Genomic DNA, 9,539 nt, shown 5'->3' on the forward strand with positions numbered 1-9,539 from the left:
TAATCAGTGATATTGCCCTGGAAGGCGGTGCCGAAGAATTGAGATATGCTGGTTTATATTTAGAAAGCGGCTAGCCAACAAAATCCCAGGTTTGCTCGACTATTTTTCCGCTATGGACTTCCTTAATTGCCGCAACAATGTTGGGATAAGCGCCGCAGCGGCATAAGTTTCCTGACATGCGCTCGCGGATTTCTTCGTTGGAAAGCTGAACCGGAGCCGGTTTCTGACGAACATCTTTCGTTACATAACTCACGTCGCCTTTTTTTGCTTCATCCATCAAGGCCACAGCTGAGCAAATTTGTCCGGGTGTACAAAAGCCACATTGAAAACCATCATGCTTCAAAAATGCAGATTGGACCGGATGCAGCTGGTTGCCTGTTGCAATACCTTCAATCGTTTTCACTGAACGGCTCTCACAGCTGGCAGCCAGTGTCAGGCATGATAAAACTCGCCGGCCGTCCACGATGACGGTACAAGCGCCGCATTGCCCGTGATCGCAGCCTTTTTTTGTGCCCGTAAGTTCCAGTCTTTCGCGTAACGTGTCGAGCAAGGTCATTCTTGAATCGATGAGCAGCTTTTTGGAAACACCATTTACTTTGAAGGAAATAGCAACGCCGTTTTCAATATTTGCTGCGGTAAATCCTTCCGGTGAAGCGGAGAGCGGCCTGGTAAGAACCTGCTCTGCAACCGCCGACTGCCAGGCCAGCATGCCTCCCCCAGCCAGAGACATCAGTTTTAAAAAATGCCTTCTGTTAACACCTGTATCCAAAATTTCTTCCAGTTCCTCAGGCATCAGGTCTTCAAATAACTTTTTTTCGTCTTCGGTTAATCTCAGTTCATTTTCTTCCTTCATAGTGATTTCGGAATTGGAGTTGTCTGATTTAAAAGGATGGGAGAGGTGATAACAATAACGGAAAGCCGTAATAACCAGGGTCTTTCAGTTATGATATTTTGAAGAAGAGATGTTCAATAACTATGCCAGAAGTTATCGGGAAAGATGAATTATGAATGTAATTTTAACATAAGTACAATGTTGAATTTCTTAGCATTCAATCATCATAGCAGGGCTGCTCCGCGCTTTGTTTTTGCTTGAATTTTTTTCTTCATCCACTCCGGATATCCGCTAACATTTTCAGCGCTGTATATCCTCAGATTTTGGTCCGGACTATCTTTTAATAAGTCGTCCTGGCTGCAATTCAGTATTTTTGCTGCTGTCTGCACACCTGAGTAGGTAGCACCGGCAACGCCGTTTGCGAGTATGCTTGCTCCGCACAAATACAGATTTTCAATTTCACTTTTTGTTTTAAAAGCAAAAGCACCGATCTGCCAAAAGCTCTTTTCTGTTCCATACACACATCCGTCTGTTGAGTCGATGTAGAACATATTGGTCATCGGCGTTCCCAGTTCTTTCTGAACAATTCTACTGCCAATACCAGGAACCACTTTTTCGATACCTTTGATCAGCTTTTCAGTCAGGAGTTCTTTAAAGCTGGCATATTCCGGTGAGTGTTTGTTTCCTTCATTTTTAAATTGGTCAAAAGATTTGTGATCGATAAACGTAATCACTTCCAGTGTGTGATGCCTGCCATCAAAACTTGTAGGGTCTTTCAAAGTGGTGCAGCTGATGAAAAGTTCAGAAAATTCTTCGTCTGAAGTTATATCGGCAGTAGGCTGTTGAGCGAAATTAAGATCTGAATCTTTTTCGGTTTTCAACCAGAAGTTGCCTGAGTCAAGCCCGGCCTGGCGCAGATCCATATCTACCGTTAAAAACAGCATCAGGGATGCCCGGGAGTATTTTGTTTCAGCCACCTGCTTACGCAATTTTGCGCTGAGATGGGAGCGGCCCACCAATTCTAAATAGGTTTTGCCGGGGTCGTTGTTAGAAATAACCCTTTTTGCGTAAATTTTCTCTCCGCTTTCAAGTTCAACTCCAATCGCCCGTTTTGTTTTACCTTCATCCAGTAAAATCCGCTTTACCTTCTGGCTTGTTCTCAGTTCGCCTCCATGCTTTTTTAGAGCATTCGTCATGGCTTTTACAATCGCGCCGCCACCGCCCATAGGATAAAATCCGCCATTGGAATAATGATCCATCACCGCGCAGTGATAAGGAAAACTCGCTTTGCCCGGAGGCAGGCCATGATCACCGCACTGAATATTCAGAATCTGTTTCAGCAAAGGATTTTTAATATGCCAGTCGATAACCGTTTTTAAACTAAAAAGTCCGTATTTACCCAGATGTCTGGTGCGCCAGGGAATGGTGATATTATCCCAAAAACCATTCATTTTAGGAATCAGCGCCAGTTGACTGCTTACATTACGAACTGTAGTTAAATACTTTCTGATTCCCTTTTTTTCTTCGGGGAAACGTTCTGCGAGAACCTGATATAATTCGTCAAAATCAGCCGGAATGTCAATGCGTTCTTTACCAATGATGCAGTGTTCATATCCATCCGGATTCATGGTAAAAAAAACGAGATCATTGGCAATACCCAAACCTTTGTACAACGCATTGGTCGACTGCCCTTCGGAAAGTTTGCCGATATAATGAACGCCGGGAGAAAAACGGTGACCTCCGAGATAGAAACTATGACACCAGCCGCCAGGAACATCATGCTGTTCCAGTACAAGAACTTTTTGGCCTGCCCGCGCCAGACAGATTGCCACCGACAAACCGCCTGCTCCCGAGCCGATTATGATATTATCTAAATCCATTTAAACAAAAATTTATGTCCAAAGGGTTTTGTCGTCAGGCGGCCTTTCATGGGTTCGATATTTTTAGATAAAGTCTTCTTTATAATCGTTTGCAAATATGTTAAAAATCTTGAACCACAGTGCAGTTGTTGAACAATTTACGGAATTATGAGAATTGTAGATGAAATGACTGGAAACAAGCAGGCATATAGGGAAAATATTAACTCACTTACCAAGTAAAGCGAGACGATTTTTCGCTCTTGATAACCATGGTTGAAAGATAGGTGATACTTTATTTAAATTCTATAAAAGACTTTTGATGATTTAGCTGGTTTAATTAAGCTAATAAGTGGTTAATATCAGCTCTGAAAATTGATTGTTGTCGCTGTAATTTTAGGCCTGATAATCGCTCCATAAAAATCGTATGAAAAATATCTTTCTGGCTGTATTGATTTACATTTTGTTGCCATCTGTGTCGGTTGCACAGGAAACAAGGTCTGTTGAAATTAGAAAAGGTATTCCTTTGGATTCCATCGTTTTAAGTGATCCTTTTATCCTGACAGATCCGAAAACGAAGATGTATTACATGACCGGAACCGGTGGAAGACTGTGGAAAAGTAAGGACCTCCGTGCCTGGGACGGACCGTATACGATAGCGCAAACGGATTCAACTTCCTGGATGGGGCCAAAGCCGATGATCTGGGCTGCTGAGATTCATCAGTTTAAAAACAAATACTATTACTTTGCAACCTTCACCAACCGGGCGGTAAAGATTGATACCGTTGGAGAAAATGTCATTGAGCGACGGGCTTCTCACATACTTGTTAGCGACAAACCCGACGGCCCTTATCTGCCGATGAAAGATCCTATTTACCTGCCTGCTGATATGCCCACACTGGACGGTACTTTCTGGATCGATAAGGATAAAAAGCCTTATATGATTTATTGCTATGAATGGCTTCAAAACGGAAACGGTACCATGGAGAAAATCGAACTTAAACATGATTTAAGCGGATCGATAGGTAAAGGAAAACTGTTGTTTAAAGCCAGCGATTCACCCTGGAGCCGTGAGAAAGATAAAAACGGGCAGGATAAACCCAACAAAGTAACCGACGGACCATACCTGTTTAGAACAAAAACCGGCAGACTGGGCATGATCTGGACGAGCTGGATTTACGACGTTTACACACAGGGCGTTGCATATTCACAAAGCGGTACGCTGGACGGTCCCTGGGTTCATGAAAAAGATCCGATCACCCCGTCAAACTACGGGCATGGAATGTTGTTCACTACGCTGGATGGTAAATTATTGATGTCGGTTCACAGCCACAGAAGTGTAAAAGGTAAATACATACGTGTTCCCAAATTGTTTGAAGCAGACGTTTCCGGTGATAAATTAAAGATCGGAAAGCTTTATGTGCCATGAGAGGTGCATTACGTCTCGACAAAGTGAATCAGGTTCTCACGTTATTTGGAAAACAGGTTGGTGTAACGGATTTAAATTCTTTGTCTGATGGCTAGAAAACTTGCCCTTACCCTTAATGGAAAAAAGGAAGTTATCAGAAGCCGATTTTGATGTTTTTGCAAAGGGTTTCAAACTACCGGAAAGGGCCGTTTTAATATTTACAGGAAGTTTACCAGCAACAGAGAAAAAGTTTTGGAACTATTCATTCCTCATTTCTACCGATTGAGCTTAAAACCAGATACCTGGAAATTTGGGATCATAAAATTAAAATTCTGGACACCTGCTGTTAACTGCCGACTTTCTACAAGTCATACTTCATTTGAACAGCCCTGATCTCACTGGTTCCCGGCTTGTCTCCCGACACATTGATCCCAATTCTCGGTGCCCGGTCCCAGCGGGGAAGCCAGGATGCTTCTACTTTCACAGAATTTGTCAGCGAGTCGATCTTTTGTCCTTTCACATCCCAGCTAAATTCATAAAACCGGCCATAACGGCTGCGTACCTTTAAGTTAATATTTTTGTAATTTTCCGGAATTTCCTGTGTTTTAACTACTTCATAAACACCGTCTTTTACCTGCCACAGATCGATGTTGTTTTTTCGGATACCGTAACCAACGGCGTTGTTGGCGTCACCATAAACGATGATGCTTTGCTTCTGCTCATTTTTGGCGATTACTTCTGCGGTAAAAGTATAACTGCCTTTTTTGATAGTCAAACCAAGAAAGTTTCCGGTGCTGATGTTATTGTTATTTTCAATCTGAAGTGATCCGTTTTTTACCACGAACACAGGTTTTGGGAAACTTACATCATAGACCCAGGGTGCCTGAATTGTATCCAGATCGTAGTTGATGAGTAGGCTGGGATTGATAAACATACCAGGGCCTTTCGGAGATTCGGCCTGGGCTGGCGTCGTTTTACCATAACGAAATGCTGGCCATTTCGAGCTCTCGTCCCATATCAGTTCACTTAATACACCCTGTCTGCCGGTAAAGGTAAAATCAACTCCGTTATAGGCATGATGTAGATAAAAATAACGGTTATCAGGCGTTACCACGACGGTTCCGTGGCCGGGACATTTCCAGGTCTGATCGCCGAAAAGTACCGGATTTTCTGCATATTTCGTCCAGGGTCCCTGGAGCTTTTCCGCCCTTGCAAAGCCCACCTGATAGTCGCACTGGTCACCGCAGCAGGCATTCCCCGAGTAGAGCATATACCAGTAACTTCCTCTTTTAAATATAGCCTGACCTTCTGCTCCTCCCGATTCCCAACCGGTAGCCTCTGCTTTAATCAGGCTGAATTCCTTGCCAATTACCTTCAAACCATCCTGTGAAAGTTCGGCACCGAGAATTTCAATTCCTTTGTCTTTGTCCAGACCGTATGCTTTCCAGGTGATGAATAATTTTCCGTTGTCTTCTGCTACGTAGGCGTCAATAGCTTCTTTTGTCCATTCAATGATGATCCCGTGATCTTTAAAACCTTTTTTCAGGTCTTTTGTGCTGGCCACGCCAATAAAAGACTGTTTGTCAGATTTGCGGCGTGCGGTGTAATAAACATAAAAAGTACCATTGCGGAAAAACAATTCCGGCGCCCAGAAACTACCCATCGTCCATTCCGGGAACGCAGCAAAAACAGGCCCGACATACTCCCAGTCAACCAGGTTTTTCGAACTGTAAATAGGGTAGGCAGGGCCCCATTCTGAAGATGTTCCTGCTGCATAATAGGTATCACCTACACGGATGACAGATGGATCCGCAAAATCACCGGCAATGACCGGATTTCTATAGGTTATAACCGGGCCGGGATTTAGTTTTTGTGCAAAACCATTACCGGTCAAAACCAGTGTCAGCGAAAACAGAGCAAGCAGGAATTTCATTACTTAAGTATTATTTGGAGAAACAAGAAAAGGATTTATTTTGGGAATAGGAATTGTGTACAGGTTTTGATAAAAATTGTTGAAAATTTTCGTTTTGTGTTACGAAAAATTTCGGTATATTTATCAGGTTAAAACTTTGAGTTATGAAAGCCGTTTTAAATCAGCCCGCCCGCAGTATCAGATCTAAATTTGATGATCTTGGTATGGCAACCAACTTTGATATTGTTGTCTCTGCCCGCAAAGGGTTACAACCGAAAGTGTTTTATGATTTTGCTGATGCAATCAAAATGCCTGAAAAAAACCTGGCTGCTCTGATCAACCTTTCTTCTCGCACAATTAGTAATTATCAGGAGTCTAAAAAGACGCTTGATCCATTGTATGGAGAGCATTTGCTTAAACTAATCGGGTTGTTTGAGAAAGGAGAGCAAATTTTCGGTAGCGTAGATGAATTTAATTATTGGCTTCGCAAGCCGTTCTGGAATTCGGAAGAAAAACCTTTGGATTGGCTGGGTACATCCGGAGGCGTCGATTTTTTATCGGATGAACTTGATAAACTTGCCCTGGGATATCCTGTATAATTATTATGCTGGTTTACAGAATTGTACATAAAATGTATAGCAGTTCACTATTTGCATCCGGAATGCAGGGCCGCTGGAACAGTGCAGGTAACAAGGTGCTTTATGCTGCAGAATCGATTCCTCTGGCATTTCTTGAAAATATGGTGAGGAGGCAGGGTGTTGGGTTCAACAACGATTTTCAAATAATGTTTATTTCCATCCCGGATCCCGTCTCTATTGAAGTGATCAACTTAGTAGAATTAGGCATGACATGGAGAAATCCGAATGATTACTCCGCATGTTTGCCATTGGGAGACAAATGGTTCCGAGAAGGTAAGTCACTGGTTTTAAAAGTTCCTTCTGCAGTTATGCCCGAAGCATCTAATTATGTAATCAATACATTTCATCAGGATTACGGCAAGGTTAAACTAGCCGGAGTGACAAATCTGGTTCCGGATCCCAGGATTGATGATATTTTGAAGAGGTATAGGTAGTGTTAAAAAGGATCAACATGCCAAACGCACATCAATCCTTTCCATCAACATTAATCAGAAACCTACTCTCCAATCTGCAAATTGGTACTTATCGCGATTCTGTTCCAGGCGTTTATGGTTACGATAGCCATGATGATCTGTGCGATCTGATTTTCTGTAAAAAATTTGAGAGCGTTTTGATATGATTTGTCACTCAGACCGCCCTGGCTTATAAGCGTGATTTCTTCCGTCATTGCCAAAACGGCACGTTCTTCCGGGGTGAAAAGTTCAGTTTCATGCCAGGCGTTCAGCAGGAAAATCCTTTGATTAGTTTCTCCGTTTTTAAGCGCATCCTTGGTATGCATATCGATGCAATAAGCACAGCCGTTTATTTGTGACGCCCGGATTTTGATGAGTTCTTTTAAAGTTTTAGATAACTGACCAGATGCCAGATAACCTTCCAAAGCATACATTGCTTTAAACGCCAAAGGTTCTTTTCCATTAATATTAACCCGCTTTTCCATTGTTTTTCATTTTTAAATTTTGACAATGCAAAGGTGAAAAACCGCGCGGCGGAAAAACTTAAACTGGTTTAAGAAACTCTTTTGGCCCTTATTTCACTAAGATATTCAGGCGTGAAACCTAAGAAGGAGGCGATTAAATATTGGGGAATACGCTGGATAAATTCAGGATGTCTTTTTTCGAGTTGATTATAAAATGCCTCTTTTGAAAAACTGTAAAGATATTTGATCCTCATCTGCGATGCCGCATAAGCACGCTGATAAATAAAGCGGAAGTAGCGTTCCATAACCGGAAATTGTTCCAGTAGTTTTTCCTGTGCCTGTGCGTTGATGACCAGGATTTCGGAATGTTCTACGGCCTGGATATAAAATTCAGTCGGCAGCTGATGTTCGTAGGCCAGGTTGTCGGTGATCCACCAGGTTTCTATGGCAAATTCGGTCGTCTGTTCTACGCCTTTATCGTTCACGAAAAACTTTCTTAAACAACCTTTTAAAACAAAATAATGAGATTTACAGATCTGTCCTTCAATGAGCAAGTTTTCTTTTTTTCGTACGCTGACGGGTTCAAAGAAAGAAAGGATAACAGGAAAATCTTCCTCCTTTAGTTCAATGAATTTCTTTAAATGCGCCTTAAAAATTTCAGACATAATTTCTCATAGCAAGCTTATTTTCTTTTACTTATTTTGTTCAAAGTAATCTGCCGCTGTAATGAACTTTTGAACCTGACAAGCTTTGTTTCCTGTAATTTTAAATGTTTGGTAACCCTTCCATGCACGCGTTTTCGCCACATTTTGAAACTGGAAACAGTCATTTCTTTTCTCATCAGCTCAATAACCTGTTGCTCATTGAGTCCGAACTGAAGTTTTATGGCATCGAAAGAAGTTCTGTCTTCCCAAGCCATTTCAATAACCCTGTTTTTATCCACGGCGGTAAGGCTAGTCATATCTGTTTCATTAGTCATATCAGCTTAGTTTGTTTGATGAATTTTGTAAAATAGTAAGATTAACAATTACTGAACCGTTACTTTAATTTTTAAATTCCCACGTGTAGAATCGCTCAGCGCCTTATACATAACAAACACTTTATCAGTATAATCTTCGGAAGAAATCAGTGGGGACGTGAAACGGCCAGCGGGAATTCCGATTCCGCCGTTGATAACAAAAATTGAATCCGAAGACCAGGACAACGCCGCTATATGAGAGAGATTCCCTTCCAGATTTATTCTCATTGAAAATGGCGATTTAGTAGTGCTAACCACAAACAAGCTATCCCGGTTTGGTCTGACAACCTCGAAGTCAAAACTTTCGGCAGGTTCGAAGTCAGGGTTTTTACAAGCTATAAATCCTCCAACCAAACATAACAGCATAGTTGCTTTCCAAAGTAATCTTCTCATTTTCCATTTTTTAATTCAGACTAATATAAAAACGGTTACAATTGATTTTTACTTATTTTTTTAACAAAAAAACAACATTTGTCCGCAAGTATTGTCGATAGAAAATCAAATGCTTTTCTATGAAATGAAGCTGACCAATGAGGCAGATTATACCTGATTGATCAGCTTTGAAATGCAATTGCTTTGAGGAAAACTCTTATTTCAAAAAGTTGTTTTTCAAAGTGTCCCATACCTCCTCACCATCTCCCTGAAGTGTTTGTTTCAGCATATAATACTAATTTCAAAATAAAAAGTCGTATATTTATATATGAAATATGCTGACATTATTAAGGAAAGTATAGCTGATTTGCTTTTCATGGAAAAGCGTGAAAAGAATGCAATGCGTCGTGATCGAATTCGATTTATAAGATCGCTAAAAATGGGAGAGTATCGTAGCCAAGCTCGTGCAGGTGCTGCGATTGGATTGGGCGAACGACAATCACAACGGCTTTGGAATAGTTATGTTAAGGGCGGAATTAAGGAATTACTATCAACATATTCAGACCGTTGGTGGGGCAAACTCAGCA

Annotated in this window: 11 protein-coding genes; 4 read left to right on the forward strand and 7 right to left on the reverse strand. The window is 41.5% G+C overall.

All coding sequences use genetic code 11. The features are described from left to right. Positions 1-70: 70 nt before the first annotated feature. Positions 71-853 (reverse strand): 2Fe-2S iron-sulfur cluster-binding protein, encoded by a 783-nt coding sequence (locus tag E0F88_RS28230; RefSeq protein WP_131961691.1) that lies wholly within the window; start codon positions 851-853, stop codon positions 71-73. Positions 854-1,056: 203 nt separating this feature from the next. Beyond that, positions 1,057-2,712, reverse strand: a complete 1,656-nt coding sequence (locus E0F88_RS28235; protein WP_131961692.1) for a phytoene desaturase family protein — start codon at positions 2,710-2,712, stop codon at positions 1,057-1,059. Positions 2,713-3,115: 403 nt separating this feature from the next. On the opposite strand from E0F88_RS28235, the gene E0F88_RS28240 reads away from it, so the two are divergent. Further along, positions 3,116-4,117: a glycoside hydrolase family 43 protein gene (locus E0F88_RS28240; RefSeq protein ID WP_131961693.1), complete on the forward strand. Its 1,002-nt coding sequence runs from the start codon at positions 3,116-3,118 to the stop codon at positions 4,115-4,117. 340 nt (positions 4,118-4,457) lie between these two features. Here the strand turns inward: E0F88_RS28240 and E0F88_RS28245 are convergent, their stop codons facing one another. Continuing rightward, complete coding sequence (locus tag E0F88_RS28245; RefSeq protein ID WP_131961694.1) at positions 4,458-6,029, reverse strand: glycoside hydrolase family 43 protein; 1,572 nt, start codon at positions 6,027-6,029, stop codon at positions 4,458-4,460. A gap of 143 nt (positions 6,030-6,172) precedes the next feature. Here E0F88_RS28245 and E0F88_RS28250 point away from each other — a divergent pair, with 143 nt between their 5' ends. Together E0F88_RS28250 and E0F88_RS28255 are read left to right on the forward strand one after the other, a co-directional pair. Beyond that, the gene (locus E0F88_RS28250) at positions 6,173-6,607 is read left to right on the forward strand and encodes an Xre family toxin-antitoxin system antitoxin (protein ID WP_131961695.1); all 435 of its coding nucleotides are present in this window, start codon (positions 6,173-6,175) and stop codon (positions 6,605-6,607) included. Between the two features lie 5 nt (positions 6,608-6,612). After that, positions 6,613-7,080 carry an RES family NAD+ phosphorylase gene (locus tag E0F88_RS28255; RefSeq protein ID WP_131961696.1) on the forward strand — a complete coding sequence of 156 codons (468 nt, stop codon included), beginning with the start codon at positions 6,613-6,615 and terminating at the stop codon, positions 7,078-7,080. Positions 7,081-7,142: 62 nt separating this feature from the next. Here E0F88_RS28255 and E0F88_RS28260 read toward each other — a convergent pair whose 3' ends face one another. The 4 genes from E0F88_RS28260 to E0F88_RS28275 all read right to left on the reverse strand — a co-directional run bounded on the left by E0F88_RS28260 (position 7,143) and on the right by E0F88_RS28275 (position 8,973). Then, on the reverse strand, positions 7,143-7,583 hold the full coding sequence (locus E0F88_RS28260) for a carboxymuconolactone decarboxylase family protein (protein ID WP_131961697.1): 441 nt from the start codon (positions 7,581-7,583) through the stop codon (positions 7,143-7,145). Positions 7,584-7,651: 68 nt separating this feature from the next. After that, the gene (locus tag E0F88_RS28265; RefSeq protein ID WP_131961698.1) at positions 7,652-8,227 is read right to left on the reverse strand and encodes a Crp/Fnr family transcriptional regulator; all 576 of its coding nucleotides are present in this window, start codon (positions 8,225-8,227) and stop codon (positions 7,652-7,654) included. 17 nt (positions 8,228-8,244) lie between these two features. Then, a complete protein-coding gene (locus E0F88_RS28270) occupies positions 8,245-8,541 on the reverse strand; it encodes a TIGR03643 family protein (RefSeq protein WP_229213942.1) in 297 nt (98 codons plus the stop codon). A 48-nt stretch (positions 8,542-8,589) separates the two neighbouring features. Continuing rightward, positions 8,590-8,973 carry a hypothetical protein gene (locus E0F88_RS28275; RefSeq protein WP_131961699.1) on the reverse strand — a complete coding sequence of 128 codons (384 nt, stop codon included), beginning with the start codon at positions 8,971-8,973 and terminating at the stop codon, positions 8,590-8,592. A gap of 307 nt (positions 8,974-9,280) precedes the next feature. Between E0F88_RS28275 and E0F88_RS28280 the strand changes: the two genes are divergently transcribed. Continuing rightward, the coding region (locus E0F88_RS28280; RefSeq protein ID WP_131960851.1) for a hypothetical protein at positions 9,281-9,539 on the forward strand (259 nt) is incomplete at its 3' end.

The organism is Dyadobacter psychrotolerans (assembly GCF_004349265.1).
Classification (GTDB): domain Bacteria; phylum Bacteroidota; class Bacteroidia; order Cytophagales; family Spirosomataceae; genus Dyadobacter; species Dyadobacter psychrotolerans.

Bases quoted from the DNA above. Each gene is read 5' to 3' on its own strand.
- E0F88_RS28230 (WP_131961691.1), bottom strand. From the start codon at position 853: ATGAAGGAAGAAAATGAACTGAGATTAACCGAAGACGAAAAAAAGTTA.
- E0F88_RS28235 (WP_131961692.1), bottom strand. From the start codon at position 2,712: ATGGATTTAGATAATATCATAATCGGCTCGGGAGCAGGCGGTTTGTCG.
- E0F88_RS28240 (WP_131961693.1), top strand. From the start codon at position 3,116: ATGAAAAATATCTTTCTGGCTGTATTGATTTACATTTTGTTGCCATCT.
- E0F88_RS28245 (WP_131961694.1), bottom strand. From the start codon at position 6,029: ATGAAATTCCTGCTTGCTCTGTTTTCGCTGACACTGGTTTTGACCGGT.
- E0F88_RS28250 (WP_131961695.1), top strand. From the start codon at position 6,173: ATGAAAGCCGTTTTAAATCAGCCCGCCCGCAGTATCAGATCTAAATTT.
- E0F88_RS28255 (WP_131961696.1), top strand. From the start codon at position 6,613: ATGCTGGTTTACAGAATTGTACATAAAATGTATAGCAGTTCACTATTT.
- E0F88_RS28260 (WP_131961697.1), bottom strand. From the start codon at position 7,583: ATGGAAAAGCGGGTTAATATTAATGGAAAAGAACCTTTGGCGTTTAAA.
- E0F88_RS28265 (WP_131961698.1), bottom strand. From the start codon at position 8,227: ATGTCTGAAATTTTTAAGGCGCATTTAAAGAAATTCATTGAACTAAAG.
- E0F88_RS28270 (WP_229213942.1), bottom strand. From the start codon at position 8,541: ATGACTAATGAAACAGATATGACTAGCCTTACCGCCGTGGATAAAAAC.
- E0F88_RS28275 (WP_131961699.1), bottom strand. From the start codon at position 8,973: ATGAGAAGATTACTTTGGAAAGCAACTATGCTGTTATGTTTGGTTGGA.